The sequence below is a fragment of the Streptomyces sp. FH025 genome (genome assembly GCF_017427025.1).
Lineage (GTDB): Bacteria > Actinomycetota > Actinomycetes > Streptomycetales > Streptomycetaceae > Kitasatospora.
Window position 1 is genome coordinate 1 of sequence record NZ_JAFLNG010000051.1, and the last position, 21863, is coordinate 21863.

Sequence of the window (21863 nt, forward strand, 5' to 3'; positions counted from 1 at the left end):
CTGGCGACGGTCCGCGGCACCGCGGTCAACCAGGACGGCGCCTCCAACGGCCTGACCGCCCCCAACGGCCCCTCCCAGCAGCGGGTGATCCAGCAGGCCCTGGCCGTCGCCGGACTGGCGCCCGCCGAGGTCGACGCGGTCGAGGCCCACGGCACCGGCACCACCCTCGGCGACCCGATCGAGGCCCAGGCCCTGCTCTCCACCTACGGCCAGAACCGGCCCGAGGACCAGCCGCTCTGGCTCGGCTCCATCAAGTCGAACATCGGCCACACCCAGGCGGCCGCGGGCGTCGCGGGCGTGATCAAGATGATCCTCGCCATGCAGCACGGTGTGCTCCCGCAGACCCTGCACGTCGACGAGCCCAGCCCGTACGTCGAGTGGGACAGCGGCAACGTCCGTCTCCTGACCGAACAGCGGAACTGGCCGGAGACCGGCCGACCCCGCCGGGCCGGCATCTCCTCCTTCGGCATCAGCGGCACCAACGCCCACGTCATCATCGAACAGGCCCCGCCCACCGAGACCGAGGCCGAGACCGCAACCGTCGAACCGACCAACGCGCCGCTGGCACTCACGCTCTCCGCCAAGAGCCCGCAGGCCCTCGCCGCCCAGGGCGAGCAGCTGCGCGCCTTCCTCACCGACCAGCCCGACGCCCAACTCACCGACGTCGCCCACTCCCTGGCCACCACCCGCGCCCAACTCGACCACCGCGCCGTCGTCCTGGGCCGCGACCGCGCCGAGCTGACCGCCGCCCTGTCGGCGCTGGCCACCGGCTCCGCCTCGCCGGCCGTGGTGCGCGGCGAGGCCCGTCGCGGCGCCCGTACCGCCTTCCTGTTCACCGGTCAGGGAAGCCAACGTCCTGGCATGGGCCGGGAGTTGTACGAGACGTACCCGGTCTTCGCCCAGGCGCTGGACGAGGTGTTCGACGCGCTGGACACACACCTGGAGCGTCCGCTGCGCGAGGTGGTGTTCGCCGCCGAGGGCACCCCCGAGGCCGAACTGCTCAACGAGACCGCCTACACCCAGACCGCCCTGTTCGCGATCGAGGTGGCGCTGTTCCGGCTGACCGAGTCCTGGGGGCTGTGCCCCGACCACCTGATCGGCCACTCGGTCGGCGAGCTGGTCGCGGCACACGTCGCCGGAGTGCTCTCGCTGCGCGACGCCGCCGCCCTGGTCGCCGCGCGCGGTCGGCTGATGCAGGCGCTGCCGGCCGGCGGCGCCATGGTCTCCGTGCTCGCCCCCGAGGAGGAGGTGGCCGAGCTGCTGGCGGGACGCGAGCACGAGGTCGCCATCGCCGCCGTCAACGGCCCCGCCTCCGTGGTGGTCTCCGGCGACGAGGCGGCGGTGCTGGAGATCGCCGCGCAGCTCGCCGAGCGGGGCCGCAAGACCCGCCGACTGACCGTCAGCCACGCCTTCCACTCCCCGCGCATGGACGCGATGCTGGAGGAGTTCCGGCAGGTGGTCGCCGGACTGGCGTTCCAGCCGCCGATGCTGCCGGTGGTCTCCAACCTGACCGGCCGGCTCGCCACCGCCGAGGAGCTGGGCTCGCCCGAGTACTGGGTGCGCCACGTCCGTGGGGCCGTCCGCTTCAACGACGGCATCCGGGCGCTCGCCGAGGAGGGCGTGACCGCCTTCATCGAGCTCGGGCCGGACGCGGTGCTGACCGCACTGGCCGAGGAGTGCCTGGCCGACCTGCCGGGCCAGGCCCCGCTGCGCGCCGCCGCGCTGCGGCGCAACCGCCCCGAGGCGCCGACCTTCACCGCGGCCGTCGCCGAGGCGTACGCCCACGGCGTCGAGGTCGACTGGACGGCGGTGCTCGGCCGCGCCGACGGGCGCCGCACCGCGCTGCCGACCTACCCCTTCCAGCGCCAGCGGTACTGGCTGGAGGCGCCCGAGGAGCGGCCCGGTCACCCGACCGGTGGCGCGCTGCGCGACGACGTGGTCGAGTCCCGGTTCTGGGAGGCCGTGGAGCACGAGGACCTGGAGGCGCTCGCCGTCACCCTCGGCAGCGACGCCGCGGGCGCGCTGGGCGAGGCCCTGCCGGTGCTGTCCTCCTGGCGGCGGCGCCGTCAGCTGGAGTCGGCGGTGGAGTCCTGGCGCTACCGGATCGCCTGGCGGCCGGTCGGCGAGCCCGCCACGCGGCCCGTCGAGGGCACGTGGGTGGTCATCACGCCGTCCGGCCGGGCCGACCAGCAGCTGGTCGCCGAGGTGAGCGCCGCACTGGCGGCCCAGGGCGCGACCGTCGCGCTGGTGGCCGACCCGGCGGAGCCGGTCTCGGCGATCACCGAGGCCGCGGGCGGTGAGCCGGTGCGCGGAGTGCTCGCGCTGCCGGCCCTCGACGCCGACCACGACACCGCCCCGACGCTGCGGCTGGTGAGGGCGCTCACCGAGGCCGCCCCGGCGGCCAAGCTCTGGGTGGCCACCCGGGGCGCGGTCGCCACCGGTACCGGGGACGGGGCGCCGGAGGCGGCCCAGGCGGCCCTGTGGGCGCTCGGCCGGACCGCCGCCCTGGAGCACCCGCAACTGTGGGGCGGACTGGTCGACCTGCCGGCCGAGGTGGACGCCCGTACGGCGGCCCGGCTGGTCGCGGTGGTCTCCGCCGAGGAGGAGGACCAGGTCGCGCTGCGCTCCTCGGGCGTGCTGGTCCGACGCCTGGTCCGTGCGACGGCCGGCCCCCGCTCGGCGGACAAGGCCTGGCGTCCGCGCGGCACCGTGCTGGTGACCGGCGGCATCACCGGCCTGGGTGCCGAACTGGCCCGGCAGCTGGCCGCGGCCGGCGCCGACCACCTGGTGCTGACCGGCCCCGGCGCCGGAGCCGACCCCGGAGTGGCGCAGCTGCTGGCCGACCTGGAGCGCTCGGGCACCGGGGTGACCATCGTCCCCGGCGACCTCGCCGACCGCTCGGTGGCGGCCGCCGCGCTGGCCGCGGCCCCGGCGGAGCACCCGCTGACGGCGGTGGTCCACACCGCCGGCGGGCTCCCGGTCGGCGCGCTCGCCGACGCCGACCCGCAGCGCCTGGCGGCGGAGGCCGCCGACGCGGTGGCCGGCGCCGTCCACCTGGACGAGCTGGTCGACCACGACGCGCTGGACGCCTTCCTGCTCTTCTCCTCGGTCGCCGGGGTGTGGGGCAGCGCGGGCCAGGGCGCGGACGCCGCCGCCGACGCGCGGCTGGCCGCACTGGCCGCCCTCCGCCGCGAGCAGGGGCACCGTGCGCTGTCCGTCTCCTGGGGCCCCTGGGAGCAGCCCGACGAGGAGGAGCGCTCCGCCCGTCTGCGCCGGGCCGGGCTGACCGGGATGGCGCCCGAGGCGGCCTTCGCCGCCCTGGCGGAGGCCGTCGGCCGCGACGACACCGACCTGGTACTGGCCGAGGTCGACTGGGCCCGCTTCGGCGCGCTCGCCGCCTCCGTCCGGCCGAGCCCGCTGCTGGCCGAGCTGCCCGAGGCGGCCCCCGCCCCGGTCCAGGCCGCCGCGCGGTCGGCGCAGGCCCAGGGGCCGGCCCAGGATCTGGCCGGGCTGCCGGAGGCCGAGCGCGAGCGGCGGCTGCTGGCACTGGTCCGCACCGAGATCGCCGCCGTCCTCCAGCACCCGGACACCGACGCCATCGGCCCGCGCCGGGCGTTGAAGGAGCTCGGCTTCGACTCGCTGGCCGCCGTGTCGCTGCGCACCCGGCTCAGCGAGCTCACCGGGCTGACGCTGTCGGCCACCCTGGTCTACGACCACCCGACCCCGGCCGACCTCACGGCCTTCCTGAGCGCCGGCCTCGCCCCGGCCCAGCCGCTGCTCTCGGTCGAGGAGGAGCTGGACCGGCTCCAGCGGGTCCTGCCCGGCGCCGACGCCGACACCGAGCTGCGCCAGCGGGTCGCCGCCCGGCTGCAGGCGCTGCTCGACGGGCTGGACACCGGCCGGGCCGTCACCGCCGACGGCACCTCGGTGGCGGAGGTGCTCGACGAGGCCAGCGACGACGACCTCTTCGACTTCATCGACAACGAACTCGGGACGCTCTGAAACGGCGGGCACGGCTTCTCACACCCCTGACACAGCGAGGAACGCGATGTCTGACGAAAAGAAACTGCGGGACTACCTCAAGCGGGTGACCGTCGAGCTGTCCGAGTCCCGCCGCCGGCTCCAGCAGGTCGAGGACGACCGGCGCGAGCCGATCGCGATCATCGGCATGGCCTGCCGGTTCCCCGGCGGGGTCCGCTCCCCCGAGGACCTCTGGCAGCTGGTGTCCGACGGCACCGACGCCATCTCCGACTTCCCCACCGACCGCGGCTGGGACGTCGAGGGGCTGTACGACCCGGAGCCCGACCGGCCCGGCCGCTCGTACCTGCGGCACGGCGGATTCCTGTACGACGCGGCCGAGTTCGACGCGGACTTCTTCGGCATCTCGCCGCGCGAGGCCCTGGCCATGGACCCGCAGCAGCGGATCTTCCTGGAGGCCACCTGGGAGGTGTTCGAGCGGGCCGGCATCGACCCGGCCGGCCTGCGCGGCAGCCGGACCGGCGTCTACGCGGGCTGCGTCACCTCCGACTACCAGGTGCTGCTGGCCAACGCGCCGGAGGAGATCGAGGCGTACCGGCTGACCGGCGGCTCGCCGAGCGTGGTCTCCGGCCGGGTCGCGTACAGCTTCGGCCTGGAGGGCCCGGCGGTGACGGTCGACACCGCCTGCTCCTCCTCGCTGGTGGCGCTGGACCTGGCGACACAGGCGCTGCGCCGCGACGAGTGCTCACTGGCGGTGGTCGGCGGGGTGACCGTGATGGCCACCCCGGCCGGGTTCGTCGACTTCAGCCGGCAGCGCGGCTTCGCGCCGGACGGACGCTGCAAGGCGTTCGGCGCGGACGCGGACGGCACCGGCTTCTCCGAGGGCGTCGGCGTGCTGCTGGTGGAGAGGCTCTCCGACGCCCGCCGCAACGGCCACAAGGTCCTTGCGGTGGTGCGGGGTTCGGCGGTCAACCAGGACGGCGCCTCCAACGGCCTGACCGCCCCGAGCGGGCCGTCGCAGCAGCGGGTGATCCAGGCCGCCCTGGCCTCGGCCGGGCTGACCACCGACGACATCGACGCGGTCGAGGCGCACGGCACCGGCACCCGGCTCGGCGACCCGATCGAGGCCCAGGCCCTGCTGGCCACCTACGGCCGCAACCGGCCCGAGGACCGGCCGCTGCGGCTCGGCTCGCTGAAGTCCAACATCGGCCACACCCTGGCCGCCGCCGGCGTCGCCGGGGTGATCAAGATGGTGCAGGCCATGCAGCACGGCGTGCTGCCGCGCACCCTGCACGCCGAGCAGCCCTCCCCCTTCGTCGACTGGACGGTGGGCGGCGTCGAGCTGCTGACCGAGCAGCAGCCGTGGCCCGAGACCGGCCGCCCGCGCCGCGTCGGCGTCTCCGCCTTCGGGATGAGCGGCACCAACGCCCACGTCCTGCTGGAGCAGGCCCCGGCGGAGGACGTCGAGGAGGCGGACCGGCCGACCGCCCCCGCCGTGGTGCCGTACGTGGTCTCGGCCCGGGGCGAGGCGGCACTGCGTGCCCAGGCGGCCCGGCTGCGCGGCCGCTCGGGCGCCCTGGCGGAACTCGAACCGGCCGACGTCGGCCACTCCCTGGTCACCACCCGCTCGGCGCTGGACCACCGCGCGGTGGTGGTCGGCGAGTCCCCGGAGGCGCTCGCCTCCGGTCTGGAGGCGCTGGCCCGCGGCGAGTCCTCCCCGCACCTGGTGCAGGGGGTCGCCCGGGAGCGCGACCGCACCGTCTTCGTCTTCCCCGGCCAGGGCTCGCAGTGGATCGGGATGGCAGTCGAACTCCTCGACAGCGCACCGGCGTTCGCGGACCGGCTGCGGGAGTGCGCCGCCGCCGTCGAGCAGCACGTCGACTGGTCGGTGGAGGCCGTGCTGCGCGAGGAGGAGGGCGCCCCCTCGCTCGACCTGATCCAGGTGGTCCAGCCGGTGCTGTTCTCCGTGAACGTGGCCCTGGCCGAGCTGTGGCGCTCGCACGGCGTCGAACCGGACGCGGTGGTGGGGCACTCGCAGGGCGAGATCGCCGCCGCCTGCGTCTCGGGCGCGCTGACCCTTGAGGACGCGGCGCGGATCATCGTGCTGCGCTCCCAGCTGTTCGCCGACGAGCTGGTCGGGCGCGGCGCGGTGGCCTCCGTCCAGCTCTCCCGCCAGGAGATCGAGCCGCGGCTCGCCCCGTACGGGGAGCGGCTGTCGATCGCGGGCATCAACAGCCCGAACCTGGTGACGGTGGCCGGTGAGCCGCAGGCGCTCGAGGAGCTGGTCGCCGCGATCAGCGCCGAGGGCACCCGGGCCCGGATCATCCCGGCGACCGTCGCCTCGCACTGCGCCCAGGTCGACCCGCTGCGCGAGCGCCTGGCCGAGCTGCTCTCCTTCGTCCGGCCCCGGGCCGGGCGGATCCCGCTGTACTCGACGGTGACCGGCGAGGTGCTGGACGGCTCCGAGCTGGACGCCGAGTACTGGTTCCAGAACTGCCGCCGCCCCGTCAGCTTCGAGCCCGTGGTCCGTTCCCTGGTCGCCGACGGCTTCGGCGTCTTCGTGGAGTCCAGCGCCCACCCGGTGCTGACCCTGGGCGTGGAGGAGACCGTCGAGCAGATCGGCGCCGACGTGGTCGCGGTCGGTACGCTGCGCCGCGGCAGCGGCGGGCTGAAGCGATTCCACATCTCGCTGGGCGAGGCCTACGTGCGCGGGGTCCCGGTGGACTGGTCGGCGGTCTTCGCCGGTTCCGGCGCCCGCCGGGTCGAGCTGCCCACCTACCCGTTCCAGCGCCGCCGCTACTGGGTCGAGCCGGTCACCGAACCCTCCGGCGCCGACGCGCGGGGGAGCATGGACACGGCGTTCTGGGAGGCCGTGGAGAACCAGGACCTGGAGACCCTGGCGGAGTCGCTGCGGCTGACCGACACCGCGCCGCTGGCCCAGCTGCTGCCCGCGCTCTCCGCCTGGCGGCAGGGCAGCCGGCAGCGCGCCGCGCTGGACTCCTGGCGCTACCGGGTGGTCTGGCGGCCCGTCGACGAGCCGGCGCCCGGGGTGCTGGACGGCACCTGGCTGCTGGCCCGCCCGGCCGACGGCGGCGCGACCGCCCTCGCCGACGCCCTCGCCGAGGCGGCGGAGGCCCACGGCGCCCGGGTGGTCTCCGTGCCGATAGACACCGACGTCGAGCGCGGGCAGCTGGCCGAACTGCTGCGCCAGGCCGCCGACGGCGCCGAGGAGGCCGGAGTGGCCGGGGTGCTCTCGCTGCTGCCGCTGGACGAACGGCCGCTGGAGCACCGGCCTGGGGTCTCCTCCGGCCTGGCCGGCACCCTGCTGCTGCTCCAGGCGCTCGCCGACGCCCGGCTCGACGCCCGGCTGTGGTCGATCAGCCGTGGCGGGGTCTCGGTGGCCGCCTCCGAGCGGCTCGACCACCCGGGCCAGGCGCCGGTCTGGGGCCTCGGCCAGGTGGCAGGGCTGGAGGTCCCGCAGCTGTGGGGCGGCCTGGTCGACCTGCCGGACGCGCCGGACGCTCGGGCGCTGGCCCGGCTGATCGCCGTGGTCGCCGCCGGGGGCGAGACCCAGGTGGCCATCCGTTCCTCCGGGGTGCTGGCCCGGCGGCTGGTCCGCGCACCGCGCAGCCCGCGCGCCACCGAGACGCCCTGGCGTCCGCGCGGCACGGTGCTGATCACCGACGGCGCCACCGGCGCCGGGGCCCGGATCGCCCGGCTGCTCGTCGAGAACGGAGCCGAGCACCTGCTGCTGACCGCGGGCCCCGGCACCGACCTGGAGCGGGCCGCCAAGACCGAGGCCGAACTCGCTTCGCTGGGAGCGAGGGTGACGATCGCGGTGTGCGACGCCGCCGACCGCCGCTCGCTGGCCGCCCTGCTGGACACCGTCCCGGCCGACGCCCCGCTCACCGCGATCGTGCACACCTCGGGCGTCATCGAGGACACCCCGCTGGCAACGCTCGACCCGGCCCAGCTGGACCGGATCATGCAGGCCAAGGCGCTGACCGCCAAGCACCTGCACGAGCTCACCCGGGGAGCGGAGCTGGACGCCTTCGTCCTGCTCTCCTCGGTCACCGCCACGCTCGGCGGCGGGCTCGGCCTGGCCGGCTTCGCCGCGGCCAACGCCTACCTGGACGCCCTGGCCACCCACCGGCGCGGCCTCGGCCTGCCGGCCCTCGCCCAGGCCTGGGGCGTGTGGGAGGAGCGGCCCGACGAGCCCGCCGCCGCGGCCGCCGAGGAGGAGCGCTCCGCTCGGCTCTCCCGCCGCGGACTACCGCTACTGGACCCGGAGTTGGCACTCGTCGCCTTCCGGCAGGCGCTGGACGAGGGCTCCCCGACCGTGGTGCTGGCCGACATCGACTGGGACCGCTACGTCCGGGTCTTCGACTCCGAGCAGCGGCCGAGCCCGCTGGTCGGCGAGGTGCCCGAGGTGAAGGCGGCCCGGCAGGCCCTGGCCGCGGCACAGGCCGGCAACCGGGCGGCCGGACGGCTCGGCCGGCTCGCCGGGCTCAGCCCGGCGGAGCAGTTCGAGGTGGTGCTCGACCTGGTCCGCGGTGAGATCGCCGCCGTCCTGGGCCTGGCCGACCCCGCCGCCGTCGCCGTCCAGCGCGACTTCCTGGAGCTCGGCCTGGACTCGCTGACCAGCGTCGCGCTGCGCAACCGGCTGAGCACCGCCACCCGGCTCGCCCTGCCGGCCCGGGTGATCCTGGACCGGCGCACCCCGGAGGCGCTGACCCGCTTCCTGCGCGACGAACTCCTCGGCACCACCGCCCCCGAGCCGGCCGGCTCGACCTTCGGCGCGCTCTTCCTGGAGGCCCGGGAGTCCGGGTCGGTGGGCTCCTTCACCGGCCTGCTGACCGCCGCCGCCCGCTACCGGCCCTCGTTCGAGGCGCCCGAGGACGGCGACCTGGCCGAGCCGGTCCGGCTGGCCGAGGGCACCGGGCAGCCCGCACTGGTCTGCCTGCCGACCGTGCTCGCCACCTCGGGCCCGCACCAGTTCGCCCGGCTGGCGGCGCAGTTCGCCGGGGAGCGGGGGGTGACGGCGGTCTCCCTGCCGGGCTTCCGGGAGGGCCAGCGGCTGCCCGCCACGCTGGCGGCCGCCGCCGAGGCGGTCGCCGAGTCGGTGCGCCGTAGCGTCGGGGACGGACCGTTCGTCCTCCTCGGGTACTCCTCGGGCGGTGTCCTGGCACACGCCACCGCCACCCTGCTGGAGGCCGGCGGCCACACCCCGCAGGCGGTCGTGCTGCTCGACTCCTACCTGCCCGCCGACCAGGCGCTGTCCGTCTCCGGCTCCTCGCTGATGAACGGGATGGCCGCCCGGCTGGGCGACTTCGCCCCGGTGGACGACGTACGGCTGACGGCGATGGGCGGCTACCTCGGTCTGATGGCCGGCTGGCAGCCCGAGCCGCTGCGCGCCCCGGTGCTGCTGGTGCGCCCGGCCGAGCCGGTCGACGGGGTGGCACCGGAGAGCGACTGGCGCTCCTCCTGGCCGCAGGCGCAGGAGGCCGAGGTGCCGGGCGACCACTTCTCGATGATCGAGGAGCAGGCACCGGCGGCCGCCCGCGCCGTCCAGGACTGGCTGCTCGCGCTGAACCCCGGGGAGCAGGCGTGAGCGACAACGGAAACACCGACGAGCACGGAGGCACGGCGATGGCGGAACGCACACCGGTACTGATCGTGGGTGCCGGACCGGTGGGGCTCGCCATGGCGCTGGCCCTGTGGCGGCAGGGCGTGCCGGCCAGGATCCTGGAGGCCGCCGAGGAGCCTCAGCACGGCTCGCGAGCCGTCCAGCTGCACGCGCCCACCCTGCAGATCTTCGAGCGGCTCGGCATCCTGGACGAGGCCGAGCGGCGCGGACTGCGGGTCCACCACAACAGCTACCACCTGTCCGGCGGCCGCACCCTGCGGGTCGAACTCGGCTCCCGCAACGAGCCGTTGATGCTCCCGCAGCAGGTCACCTGCGAGCTGCTGGAGGCGGCCCTGGAGCGGGCCGGCGCCCGGGTGGAGCGCTCCACCCGGGTCACCGAGGTGAGCCAGGACGAGCGCCTGGTCACCGTCAAGGCCGAGGGCCCGGACGGCACGGTGCTGATCGAGGCCGACTGGCTGGTGGTCGCCGACGGCGTGCGCAGCTCGATCCGCGACCAGCTGGGGATCGACTTCGTCGGCGAGCAGGTCCCGGTGAACTTCCTGCTGGCGGAGGGGAGGATCGACGGGCCGTTCGAGCCCGGGGCGGTGCACTACTTCCTCGGGAAGAACGGCGGGGTGGTCTTCGCCTCGATGCCGGGGGGCCGGATCAGGGTCTCGGCCGGGGTCCCCGAGGGCTACCCGTTCACCCCGGAAGGGGTCCAGCGGCTGCTGGACGAGCGCGGGCCGCGCGGGCTGAGCGTGGCCGGCCTCGACATGATCAACAGCTTCGGCAGCCAGGAGCGGGTGGCCGAGCGGCTGCGCGTGGGCCGCGCCTTCCTGGTCGGGGACGCCGCCCACACCCACTCCCCGCTCGGCGGGCAGGGGCTCAACCTGGGCCTCCAGGACGTGCACAACCTGAGCTGGAAGCTGGGCGGGGTGATCAACGGCACCCTCTCCCCGGCCGTCCTGGACAGCTACCAGCCCGAACGGCTGCAGGCCGCCCGGGAGATCGTCCGCAACACCCACCGCTTCCTCAAGGTGTTCACGCTCGGTCCGGCGGCGGCCCGGGTGCGCAACACCGCCTGGAGCGCGCTGGAGGCGACCGGCCTGCTGCGCCGCTGGTTCGTCCCGCTGCTGGCAGGCTGGCGGGTCGCCTACCCGGACGTGCTGGGCGGCGCGGCCGCCGCCCCCGGGCGGCGCACCCTCCCGGCGGGCCGCACCCTGCCGCCCGCCGGCCACCGGGCCCCGGCCTGGCTGCCGCAGGCCCCGGCCGCGGGCGGCGCCCCCTTCCGGCTGGTGACCCTCGGCACGGCCGACGGCGGCCCGGAGCAGGCCGGGCAGGCGCTGGCCGAGCGCCACCCGGGCATGCTGGCCCACGACCACCTGATCGGGCGCCGCACCGGCTTCCTGCTGCTGCGCCCGGACGGCTACGTCGCCGCCGGCGGCACCACCCCGGCCGAGCTGGCCCGGGTGCCGCGCCTGCTGGCCCGGCTCGCACCCTGCCGTACCGCCAGGACGACGTCCTGGCGGTCATCCGGTCTCAGGAGAAGAAGCCGTACAGGCGGCGAACCTTGCCGTCCCGCACCTCGGCGAAGTCGTAACCGGTGGCGACCGCAGCGCCGCCGGCCGGGCCGCACTGCCAGGTGAAGCGCGCCAGGTTGTGGTGGGTGCTGATCTCACCGGTCAGCCAGAAGACCATGCCGGCGAGCTGCTTCTGGGTCACCACGATGTAGCCGTCCACCTCGTCCCGCCCGCGGGCGGCGATGTTCGGGTCGACGTACTCGACGTCCTCGGTGAACAGCTCCTCGACCGCGGCCCGGCGCGCGGCCTCGTCCTGGATGTTCCAGACCTCGATGTACTGCTTCACCACGGTGGTGACGTCACTGCTCATGCTGCTTCTCCTCACGGGGGCGTACGGGGTCGTACGGGTTCGCGCACGGGTTCGTGCACGGAAACCCGGCAAGACCGCCGGGCGCCGTGGGGCGCCCGGCGGCCGGCCGGGGGTTCAGGGGGTCAGGCGGCGACGCGGGCGCCGATCCGGACCGGGAGCGAGGCCAACGAGCGGATCGCCAGCGCGCCGTTGGTCGGCGGCTGCTCGGTCACCAGCTCGACCTCGTACTGGACCAGCGCGTTCAGGGCGATCTCGGCGACCAGCTTGGCGATCGGCGCGGCCACGCAGAAGTGGATGCCGTGACCGAAGCCGAGCTGGCGGACGGTGGTGCTGCGGGCGAGGTCCAGCTTGTCGGCGTCCGGGTAGACCTTCGGGTCCCGGTTGGCCGCGCCGAGCAGCATGAAGACCTCGTCGCCGGTCTTCACCTTCACGCCGCCGACCTCGGTGTCCTCCAGCGCGGTCCGGTTGATCAGCTGCACCGCCGAGTCGTAGCGCATCAGCTCCTCGATCGAGGCGGCACCGTGCTCGGGGTGCTCGCGGTACCAGGCCGCCTGGTCCGGGTGGCGCAGCAGGGCCAGCGCGGACAGGCCCATCAACGCCTGCGGCGCGCTGAACCCGGCCAGGAAGATGTTGGCGACGGTGGTGAGCAGCTCGGTCTCGGTCAACCGCTCGCCCTCCTCCTCCGCCAACACCAGCTCGCTCATCAGGTCCTCCAGCGGCTGCTTGCGGCGCTCGGCGAGCAGCTCCTGCGCGATCTCCACGTAACCGTCGCGCGCCGCAAGGCGGTTGGCAAGCGCGTCCGGGGAGAGCGTGTACGCCGGGTCCAGCCCGCGGCCGGCGTCGTTGGCGTACTCGATGCACTGGGCCAGGTACTTCTTGGGCACGCCGACCAGGATGTTGAGCACCCCGGCACCCAGCGGGCGGAAGACCGTCGAGGTGAGGTCGACCTGGCCCTCGGCAGCGCTGATCCGGGCGGCCTCGGCCATCAGCTCGTCGGCCAGCAGGGCCGCCGCCGGGCGCAGCTGCTCGACCGCACGCGGGGTGAAGGCCTTGTTGACCAGCTTGCGGATGCGGGTGTGGTCCGGCGGGTCCATGAACATGACCGCGCGCTCCAGGCCCTCGGGCGTGGGTATCAGGGTGTCCTGCACCCCGGCGCCGTCGCCGCGGCCCAGCTTGGGGTTCCGCAGCACCGAGTTGACCTCGTGGTAGCCGAGCACGGCCACACCGGCGCCGGTGGGGATCACCGCGCCCTGCTCGCGCAGCCGCTCGTAGGTGCTGTAGGGGTTGGAGTGGAAGGCGGGGTCGAACGGATCGTAGGGCAGTACCTGCGGGGCTTCGGCAGCAGGCATGGTGTCGGTCATGATGACCATCCCGTCTGAAGGTTGGCCCGTGCGGCTGGCACGGGCTCGATGATGGTTGCGGTGGGCGGTCCGTTCCGGTCAGGAGCCCGAGCCGAGCGGCACCAGCTCCACCGGCATGTCGAGGATCACGGTGTGCTTGTTGTTCGGCGCGTACACCACCGGGCCGGTGAGCCTGATCTCCTCGACCTGGTCCAGCAGGGCCTCCAGGAAGAGCCGGATCTCCAGGCGGGCCACCTGGTCGCCGAGGCAGAAGTGGGTGCCGGTGCCGAAGGACAGGTGCGGGTTGACGGTACGGCGGATGTCGAAGGTCTCAGGGTCCTCGAAGACCGTCTCGTCCCGGTTGGCGGCGGGCCACCAGAACGTGACCTTGTCCCCCGCCTTGATCAGCCGGCCGTGCAGCTCGACGTCGCGGGTGGCGGTGCGCCTGTTGTAGGGGTTGGGCGGGGCCCAGCGCAGGATCTCCTCGATCGCACCGTCCAGCAGCGAGCGGTCCTCGCGCAGCGCCTTCCACTGCTCGGGGTGCTCGGCCAGGGCCAGCACCCCGCTGGCGATGGTGTTCCGGGGCTGCTCGAAGCCGGTGATCAGGATCAGCACCGCGTTGCCGTCGCGCTCCAGGTCGGTCAGCGGCCGCTCGCCGCTCGCCTGGTCGATCTCACCGAGGGCGAGCACCGAGCCCAGGTCGCCGGCGGGCGCGGTGCGCTTGTGGTCCAGCAGCTCGGTGAAGTACTGCTGCATCTGCGCGAACACCGCGCGCGAGCCGTCGTCCACCGTGGCGGTGAGCCGGTTGACGAAACCGAGGTTGGCCCTGCCCCAATCGGCGAGCCGGTCCCAGTCGGCGCGCGGGGCGCCGAGCAGCAGGCTGATCGCCCGCAGCGCGTAGGGCTCGGCGAGGTCCTTCATGAAGTCCACCGTCCCGCCCGCCGCCCGCGCCCCGGCGAGCAGCTCGGCGGCGATGCCACGCATCGGGTCGGCCAGCCCGGCGGCCACCTTGCCGGTGACGGCGGGCCGCAGCAGACGGCGGATCAGGTCGTGCCGGGGGTCGTCCATCATGGCGAAGAGCACACCCGCGTGGACGCCCATGGGCAGGTCCTCCAGGTGCGAGCCGCCGCCGGCCCGGCTGCCGCCGCCCTGGGCCGAGAACGCCGGATCGGCGCCGGCGGCGACGATGTCGGCGTGCCGGGTGAGGACCCAGAAGCCGTCGCCGTCGGCGGTGCTGCGGCCGGGGTGGAACAGGACGGGCGCCTCCCGGCGGAGGCGGGCGAACAGTTCGTACGGAACGCCGTCGGCGTAGCGCGACTGGTCGGCGAGGTCGAACCCGCCCAGAACGGCGGGGAGTTCGTCGTGATCGGCGGTCATCTGAGCCTCTCGGTGTGGGAGCCGCGGTCAGTGGCGGGTGAGCGGGTCGGCGCCCTCGGCGGCGAGCCAGTTCCGGCTGATCTTGGCGTGGTCCGGGCCGCCGGCGGCGGTCAGCCGGCCGAAGAGTCCGGCCAGCCGGTGGTGGGCCTCGACGCAGTGCAGGTCGGCCAGTTCCTGCTCGGTCCCCCCGGGTTCGACGGCGGCCGCCCTGGCCAGTACGGCCGAGGCGGTGAACAGCTCGGCGGCGATCCGGCCGAGCAGCACCACGGTGCGCTCCCGGGCGAACAGTTCGGCCTGATCGGGCACGGTGTCCACCAGATCGGCCGCGAACCGGTGGAACTCACGGACCCGCTCGTCGAGTTCGGCGAGGTGGGCGAGGTTGGCCGGGCTCAGTCGAGGGTCCCGGGGCTCCTCGGCCCGGGCGGTGGGCCGCGCCGCGCCGGCCCGCTGGACGGCGGAGAGCACCATCCGTCCGAGGTGGTTGTCCAGCTGGAAATCGATGTTTCCGGCGATCCGCAGCCCTCGGGCGTCCCGGAAGGCTCGCTCCAGCGGGGTGGGCACCGCGCCGCGCCGCAGCTTGCTCGGCACGGTCTCGAAGCCCTCGCCGCCGAAGAGCGACATCGTCCGGTCAACGATCCGCCAACTTCCGCGCACCAGCAGGTTCTTGGCGGCGAACCGCTCGAACAGCCGGTCCGACGGGCCGGCGCCGACCAGGCTCCAGCGGGCCACGCTCTCCATCGCGTAGACCTCGGCGAGGGAGGCGGTCAGCAGGTGCTGGATCTCCTCGTACTCGCCGAGCCCCCTGCCGTCGACGCTGCGCCGCCGGACGAACTCGCGGGACCACTCCAGGCAACGGCGGGCCACCGCCATGGCCGGGGCGCCGGTGAAGAAGATCCGGCCCTGCAACGCCATCATACCGACGGACGCGGGCAGTTGGCCGGTCCTGCGGTCCACCAGCACCTGCTCCTCGGGGACGAAGACCCCGTCGAAGCGCAGGGCGCCGTTGGGCAGGCCCCGGCTGCCCATGAACTCGATCCGCGAGGTGACCGAGAAGCCGGGGGTGTCGGTGTCGAGGAAGAACGCGCCGACCATCGGCCCGTTCTCGCCCGGCATCATGGCCGAGACGCCGACCAGGTCGGCGATCGGGCCGTTGCCGGTGAACAGCTTCTCGCCGTCCAGCCGGTAGCCGCCCTCGACCGGGGTGGCGGTCAGCGACTTGCGGACGTTGTTCTGGCCGGTGCTGTCGGTGTCGCCGAAGCCGGAGACGATGCCCTCGGCCAGGCGGCGGCCGAGGAACTCCCGTACGGAGCCCTCCGGCAGGCCCGGCAGCAGGGCGGCGGCGCCGACCCCGTTCTGGATCGCCAGGATCTGCCCTGCGGGCAGCGAGTGCGCGCAGGCCTGGGCGACCACCCGGAAGACGTTGTACGGAGAGAGGCCGAGGCCGCCGAGCTCCGGGGCGATCCCGAGCCGCAGGAAGCCGCGCTCCTGGAGCCCCTCCGCCAGACCGGCCGGCAGGGATCGGGTCTCGTCCACCTCGGTGGGGTCGACGTGCTCGGCGAAGAAGACCTCCACCTCCCGCAGCACCTCATCCCCCCGCTCCCGGTCGGCGCGGTCCTGCTCGGGGAAGGACCGTAGCCGGGACCATTCCAGCCGACCGGTCTCAAGACTGGTCAGGAAGGTCTCCGCGGCCACGTCGGCGACGGCAGATGGGCTCATCGATCCTGCTCTCCCCAGAGGGTGGACTGGCGTGGTGTCAGTGACAGCAAATGACGGGCCCGCCCCTATCGCCAACCCCAGAGTTCGCAGCCCGCAGACCCCTATCCGCCGGGCCGGATCAGGGCCCGCGAGAGCCCCCGGACGTGCGAAAACGCGCCGACCGGACGCGGGGGCACGTCCGGTCAGCGCGCGATCGGGTGACCGCCGGGCTGGCTGCCCGGGATCAGGCTCAGCCGAAGAAGTTGTAAGCCTTGCGGATCTTGCCGTGCTCCAGGCTCAGCAGGCCGATGCCGGTGGCGATCGGGGCGGCGGCGTCGGGGCCCAGGTACCACGAGTACAGGACCTCGTCGTGGTGGGCGCCGATCACCTTGGTGAGGCGGAGCGGGAGGTCACCGAGCTTGACCCGGGCGGCGGCGACGGCCTCGATGATCTCCTGGCGGTTGTGGGCCAGCCAGTCGGGGTCGATGATCTCGGCGTTCTCGGTGAACAGGCCTTCCAGAAGCGCCTTGCGGCTGTCCGCGTCAAAGTCGCCCCACGCCTGGAAGTACGTGTCGACGATCTGCTCGGCGGTGATGTCACTCATGGGTACGGGTCCTCCCCTGGAAATGCCGGTGGTCCATCACGGGGCTCAACTGGCAACTGCCGACTGAACAGTGCGCTGGCCCCACCAGCCAGATATCTATTACACGGCGTTCAGTTCCGTTACGACACACAGTAGCGTAACGCTGTTGAGAGTCAAGCTGGGTGTCGAACCGTCACCCCCCGTACGGGCATGCGGAAAAGCCCGCACGGCCGATGGCCGTGCGGGCTTCTTTGCTGTGGTCCGGGACGCGCCCCGCGGACCTTCTCGGATCAGGCCGGCGGGGTCACGACCTGCGGCCGGAGGAGGCGCCGACCCGGAGCGCCGGGACGGCCGACTCGGCGTCGGCCAGCTCGGGCGGCAGGGCCAGGCCGAGGTTGTGGATCAGGTCGACGATCTCGGAGCGGTAGAGCTTCTCCGAGTCGCGGATCTGCGGGCCGAGGTGCCCGTGCACCTCCAGCGCCACCAGACCGTGCAGCCGGCCCCACACGCGCAGCGACAACGCGACCGCGGCGGGCGGCAGTTCGGGGTAGGCGTCCCGCACGAGGCCGGCGAAGGCCGGGTTGTAGTCGCCCCACGCATGCCGGTCGTCGGCGTGCAGGTGGGCGGCCCAGGGCCAGGCACGTGAGACCAGGCCGGTCAGCATGACGCAGGCGCGGTGCTCCGCGTCGGCCACCGCCCCGCCCTCCGGGGCCTGGTAGTCGGGCACCGGGTCGCCGTAGATCAGCCGGAACTCCTGAGGATTGGCCACGGCCCATCGCCGGTACGCCTGGGCGTACTCGAACACCCGCCTCGCCGGGTCGTCCGACGCGGCGGCCAGCGCCTGCTCCAGGATGTCCGCCAGCCCGTGGTAGACGTCCGCGATCAGCGCCGTGATCAGCTTGTCGCGGGTGTCGTAGTAGCTGTAGATCGCGCCCGCGGTCATCCCCATGTCACGCGCGATGGCCCGCAGCGAGACCGCCGCCGTGCCGTTCTCCGCCATGTGCTTGAGCGCGATCGTCTTGATCTCCTGCGCGGTCTCGGCGCGCAGGCGCTCTCGTCTGCTCAACTTCGGGTCTGCCACCCGCGAATTCTAACAAGGGTGCGGAGATTGAGCGCCGCGCGGGTGCGGACCGGCGTGAATCCACCCGTCGACGGATAGGGGTTCCCCTAGCGGTCGCGCAATAGGGGTTGACCCTCGAAAGCCGCCGATCATAACTTTGTTTCCACACATGGGCAAATATTGCCAGCTTTTCTTCCATCGCCTCCGCGAATCCCCAAAAGAATCCTATCAGGAAAGGCACAGCCATGCCCGAAACAGCCCGCGGATTTGATTACGTCATTGTCGGAGGAGGGGCCGCCGGATCGGCCCTCGCCGCACGTCTGACCGAGAATCCCGAAGTCAGCGTGGTCCTTATCGAGGCCGGCGGAAACAACCGTCCCGCCGATGTTCCGGCGGCGTTCCAGGGCCGCTCGATCGACCTCGACATGGACCACAACCCCGACTTCTGGTGGCAGGGCCTGAGGACCCGGCGCAACCCGAGCCAGGAGATCGTCGCCTACCAGGGTGGTCGCGGCACCGGCGGAACCTCGCAGGTCAACGGCCTGTTCGCGATCCGCGGCGTGCCCGCCGACTTCGACCGCTGGGTGGAGCTGGGCGCCGAGGACTGGTCCTGGGACGACGTGCTCCCCTACTACCGGAAACTGGAGAACGACCTCGACTTCGGGGACGCCCCCTACCACGGAAAGGGCGGCCCGCTTTCGATCTACCGCGAGCCCCAGAAGGACTGGGGCGGGGTGGACATCGCATTCCGTGATTCCGTTCTGGATCTCGGAAACCCCTGGTACGAGGACGTGAACGCCCCGGATTCCACCGGACTCTCGACGTTCCCCATGCACGTGCACGCGGACGGACGACGTTCCTCGGCCAACGACGGATATCTGGAGCCGGCCCGCGGCCGCGCGAATCTGACGATTCGCGGAAATACGCTGGCCGACCGGATCGTGTTCGCACCGGGAACCAAGCGGGCCACCGGCGTCCGGCTCGCCGATGGCGAGATCGTCTCCGTCAACCCGGGCGGTGAGGTCATCCTCTCCGCCGGCGGCGCGCTCTCCCCGGCGATGCTGGTGCGCTCCGGCATCGGCCCGGCCGCCGAACTCACCCGGCTCGGCGTCGAGGTGGTGGCCGACCTCCCGGTCGGCCAGGACCTCACCGAGCACCCGTTCATGCTGGTGAACCTGCCGGTGGCGGCGGAGTTCGCGCACAGCCCGTTCAACCGGACCGTCAACGCCGCCTGGCGCTACACCTCGGGCATCGGCGACACCGGCCCGAACGACATGATGGTGATCCCGAACAACAACTGGGTCGGCCTGGCCGGCCTGTGCATCTGGCAGCAGCACGCGGTCAGCCGGGGCAAGCTGGTCTTCGAGTCGCTCGACCCGACGACCGGCCCGCTGGTCGACTACGGCATGCTCACCGACGAGATCGACGTGCTCCGGGCCAAGGACGCGCTGGACCGCATCCACGAGCTGGTGGCGCGTCCGGCGTTCCGGCGGATCCTGGACGGCAAGGCGGAGATCCCGCCGGTCGAGGAGCTGCCCAAGACGGTCATGAGCAGCCACCACCTGACCACCACGGTGCGGATGGGCCGCCCCGAGGACGCCACCACCGTCGTGGACACCCAGTGCCGAGTGCTCGGCACCGAGGGGCTTCGCGTCATCGACCAGTCGGTCATGCCCGAGCTGGTCAAGGGCAACACCCTGCTGACCACGCTGATGATCGCCGAGCGGATGGCCGACCGCCTCAAGGGCAGCGCCGCCTGATCGACCGTCTTCACCGGCCCGCTGCGGGCACCGGACGTTCCACTCCGTCCGGTGCCCACAGCGGGCCGACCGACGTCGGGGATCAGCCTTCCTGAGGCACGGACAGCCCCAGCATGGCGATCTGCTCCAGCATGTCGCTCTGATATAACTTCGCGGGGTCGGCCACCTGGTGGCTCAGGTGTCCGTACACTTCCAGCGCCAGCAACCCGTGCATCCGACCCCAGAACCGGAGGCACAACCCGACGGCAGCCGGGGGGAGTTCGGGAAAGGAGTCGCGGGCGAGCGCGACCAGGCCCGGCTGGAAGTCCGACCACCCCTCCCGCACGCCGACTCTCCGCGTGTCCATGTGCGGCCAGGCCGACCCGACCACACCGAGCAGCACGCCGCACAGGCGGTGCGCGGCCTCGTGGCCGGCGCCGTCCGTCGGTGACAGGTAACCCGGGATCGGGTCCCCGTACACCAGCCGGAACTCCTCGGGGTGGGTGATGGCCCACTCCCGGTACGCCGTCGCGTGAGCGAGCATCCGGCTGGCCGGGTCGTCGGACCGCGCGGTGCGGTGCGCGGCCTCCAACAAGTTGGCCAACGCGGTGTGAACATCCGCGATCAGCACCGTGATCAGATCATCGCGGCTCGCGAAGTAGCTGTAGATGGCCCCGGCCGACATCCCCATCTCCCGGGCGATGGCCCGGAGTGAGATCGAGGCCGGTCCCGAGGCTGCCAGATGCTTGAGCGCAATGGCCTTGATCTCCGACGTGGCCTCTGCCCTGAGTCGCACCCTCCGGCTCTGCGTCACATCTCCCATGTTTGACAGCCTAACAGCGTTGAGCCAAACTACCTCGTGCTAAGTCTGAACGGTGTGCAGTAGTATCAAGCCGTTCAAGAGTGCGCGCCAACTCGCTTGTTTGAACAGCGTTTAAGAGCGTTTAAGCCAGCTTGTGAGTCGAGGGCGCGACCACCGATCCCACACCCGTCCCCAGAGAGAAGCCAACTCGTGGTTGACACCGCCCCCCAGGCCCGGCGCAACTCCGGGCTCTTGCTCGCGTTACTGGCATTCGCCCAGTTCATCGTTGCCACCGACTACAACATCGTCTACGTCGCACTGCCCGACATCGGCAACGCGCTGGGCTTCACCGCCCAGTCGCTGCAGTGGGTGGTCAGCGCGTACGCGGTGGCCTTCGGCGGCTTCCTGCTCCTCGGCGGCCGCATGGTCGACCGGCTCGGTGCCAAGCGCATCTTCCTCGCCGGTCTGACCATCTTCGGCCTCGCCTGCCTGGTCGGCGGCTTCGCCACCGACCCGAGCGTGCTGATCACGGCCCGCGCCGTCCAGGGCTTCGGTGGCGCACTGCTCTCCCCCGCGACCCTCACCCTCATCAACATCCGCTTCGAGGAGGGCCCCTCGCGCAACAAGGCGCTGATGGTGTGGGGCTCCGCCGGTAGCGGTGGCCTCGCGGTCGGCGCGCTGCTCGGTGGTGTGCTCACCAACTCCTTCGGCTGGCAGTGGGTCCTGTGGGTCCTCGTTCCGATGGCCCTGCTGGCCGTCGTCGCCGCCCCCAGCGTGCTCGGCGCTGACCAGCGCTTCCCCTCGCAGAGCAGCGGATTCGACGTCCCCGGCGCCGCGCTGGCCACCATCGGCTCCTCGCTGCTGGTGCTCGGCCTGGTCAGCGGGCCGGAGACCGGCTGGGGCTCGCTGCGCGCGGCCGGCTCGATCGTCGCCGGTGTGGTGGTCCTGGCCGTCTTCGTCCTCGTGGAGAACCGCACCAAGGACCCGGTCGTACCGCTGCGGATGTTCCGCAACCGCAGCCTGGTGACCGCCATCCTGGTCATCCTGGTCTTCCAGAGCGCGCTCGGTGGCTCGTACTACCTGTTCACCAACTACATGCAGGGCGTTCTGGGTTACAGCGCGCTCCAGGCCGGTCTGGCCTTCGTTCCGCTGACCGTGATCTCGATGTTCGCCTCGCTCAAGCTGGCCGGCATCCTGCTCGGCAAGTGGGGCCCGCGCAACACCCTCTTCGTCGGCATGCTCGTCAACGGCGTGGGCATGGTGGTGCTCGCCCTCTCGATGGCCAACCACGCCTCCTTCTGGGCGCTGCTGCCCGGCCTGGTCGTCTGGGGCATCGGTGGCGGTGTCACCTTCCCGGCGATGTTCGTCTGCGCCGCCTCCGGCGTGGCTCCGAGCGAGGCCGGTGTCGCCTCCGCCCTGGCCACCGCCTCCCAGCAGGTCGGCGGCGCCGGCGGTCTGGCCATCCTGGTCGCCATCGCCACCAGCGGCCTGGACCTGAGCTCCGGTGCGGCCCCGGCCGTCTCGGCGGTCGCCGACGGTCTGCGGACGGCGATGTGGATCGGCGGCGCGGCCTCCGTCCTCGGCGGTCTGCTCGCCTTCACCCTGCCGAAGCCGGGCGCCGCCGCCGGTGCCGCGGCGGGCGACGAGGCCGACACCGAGGTCCCCGTCATCTCGCACTGACCGACCGGGGGTCACTCCCCCACCCTGACCGGGCCCGGGCCGCGCGTACCCCCGTCGCGCGCCCCGGGCCCACCTACGTGTGCACCGACTCCG

At 73.2% G+C, this 21863-nt stretch carries 12 protein-coding genes; 5 read left to right on the top strand and 7 right to left on the bottom strand.

Annotated elements, in window-relative coordinates; translation table 11 throughout:
* The 3 genes from J0670_RS06245 to J0670_RS06255 form a co-directional block, all read left to right on the top strand.
* The coding region (locus J0670_RS06245) for an SDR family NAD(P)-dependent oxidoreductase (RefSeq protein WP_243436597.1) at window positions 1-4002 on the top strand (4002 nt) is incomplete at its 5' end.
* Window positions 4003-4048: 46 nt separating this feature from the next.
* Window positions 4049-9589, top strand: coding sequence for a type I polyketide synthase (locus J0670_RS06250; protein ID WP_207810371.1), 5541 nt, complete (start codon window positions 4049-4051; stop codon window positions 9587-9589).
* A complete protein-coding gene (locus J0670_RS06255) occupies window positions 9586-11250 on the top strand; it encodes an FAD-dependent monooxygenase (RefSeq protein ID WP_307806400.1) in 1665 nt (554 codons plus the stop codon). Before J0670_RS06250 ends, J0670_RS06255 begins: the two co-directional genes overlap by 4 nt.
* Here the strand turns inward: J0670_RS06255 and J0670_RS06260 are convergent.
* The 6 genes from J0670_RS06260 to J0670_RS06285 all read right to left on the bottom strand — a co-directional run bounded on the left by J0670_RS06260 (window position 11144) and on the right by J0670_RS06285 (window position 17570).
* The gene (locus J0670_RS06260) at window positions 11144-11494 is read right to left on the bottom strand and encodes a nuclear transport factor 2 family protein (protein WP_207810372.1); all 351 of its coding nucleotides are present in this window, start codon (window positions 11492-11494) and stop codon (window positions 11144-11146) included. The genes J0670_RS06255 and J0670_RS06260 overlap by 107 nt on opposite strands.
* 122 nt (window positions 11495-11616) lie before the next feature.
* The gene (locus J0670_RS06265; protein WP_207810373.1) at window positions 11617-12855 is read right to left on the bottom strand and encodes a cytochrome P450; all 1239 of its coding nucleotides are present in this window, start codon (window positions 12853-12855) and stop codon (window positions 11617-11619) included.
* Window positions 12856-12933: 78 nt separating this feature from the next.
* Window positions 12934-14211 carry a cytochrome P450 gene (locus J0670_RS06270; protein ID WP_207810374.1) on the bottom strand — a complete coding sequence of 426 codons (1278 nt, stop codon included), beginning with the start codon at window positions 14209-14211 and terminating at the stop codon, window positions 12934-12936.
* A 27-nt stretch (window positions 14212-14238) separates the two neighbouring features.
* Window positions 14239-15927, bottom strand: a complete 1689-nt coding sequence (locus J0670_RS06275; RefSeq protein ID WP_207810375.1) for an acyl-CoA dehydrogenase family protein — start codon at window positions 15925-15927, stop codon at window positions 14239-14241.
* A 229-nt stretch (window positions 15928-16156) separates the two neighbouring features.
* Window positions 16157-16510, bottom strand: coding sequence for a nuclear transport factor 2 family protein (locus J0670_RS06280; RefSeq protein ID WP_207810376.1), 354 nt, complete (start codon window positions 16508-16510; stop codon window positions 16157-16159).
* Window positions 16511-16793: 283 nt separating this feature from the next.
* Window positions 16794-17570, bottom strand: a complete 777-nt coding sequence (locus J0670_RS06285; protein ID WP_307806401.1) for a TetR/AcrR family transcriptional regulator — start codon at window positions 17568-17570, stop codon at window positions 16794-16796.
* A gap of 224 nt (window positions 17571-17794) precedes the next feature.
* On the opposite strand from J0670_RS06285, the gene J0670_RS06290 reads away from it, so the two are divergent.
* Window positions 17795-19309 (top strand): GMC family oxidoreductase, encoded by a 1515-nt coding sequence (locus tag J0670_RS06290; RefSeq protein ID WP_207810377.1) that lies wholly within the window; start codon window positions 17795-17797, stop codon window positions 19307-19309.
* 82 nt (window positions 19310-19391) lie between these two features.
* Here J0670_RS06290 and J0670_RS06295 read toward each other — a convergent pair whose 3' ends face one another.
* The gene (locus J0670_RS06295; RefSeq protein WP_207810378.1) at window positions 19392-20111 is read right to left on the bottom strand and encodes a TetR/AcrR family transcriptional regulator; all 720 of its coding nucleotides are present in this window, start codon (window positions 20109-20111) and stop codon (window positions 19392-19394) included.
* 189 nt (window positions 20112-20300) lie between these two features.
* On the opposite strand from J0670_RS06295, the gene J0670_RS06300 reads away from it, so the two are divergent.
* Complete coding sequence (locus J0670_RS06300) at window positions 20301-21770, top strand: MFS transporter (protein ID WP_207810379.1); 1470 nt, start codon at window positions 20301-20303, stop codon at window positions 21768-21770.
* The last annotated feature ends 93 nt before the right edge of the window (window positions 21771-21863 follow it).